Annotated in this window: 1 protein-coding gene; it reads right to left on the reverse strand. The window is 48.1% G+C overall.

The window, feature by feature from the left end:
* A partial coding sequence (locus QP415_RS11270) for a DUF4357 domain-containing protein (protein WP_285100123.1) occupies nucleotides 1–248 on the reverse strand: 248 nt, incomplete at its 3' end.
* Between the last annotated feature and the right edge of the window lie 60 nt (nucleotides 249–308).

Consider the following 308-nt stretch of genomic DNA (forward strand, 5'->3'; position numbering starts at 1 on the left):
CTACCATTGGCGGAGGTACCTAACACTATGGCCGCTGCTGCAGAAGGAGAAGCAAAAGCAATATCCCGGGTAACCACGCCCCGCTTATTTTCTAGACGGATTGAACCGTCACTAACTAGCTTTTGGTGACGACTAGCTATAGTCGCATACGAGTTAACCGTTGCCTGACTTCTGGCTTTACTGGTTTCCCAATTCGCAACCACTATTAATCCCTTGAGGAGGAAAAACTCGCCATCAATCAGCTGCATCGAGGCGTCTATCTGATCTTTTTGTCTGCGCAGATGGAAAACAGGCGAAGAAACTATCTG

The organism is Pauljensenia sp. UMB3104 (assembly GCF_030217285.1).
GTDB lineage: Bacteria > Actinomycetota > Actinomycetes > Actinomycetales > Actinomycetaceae > Pauljensenia.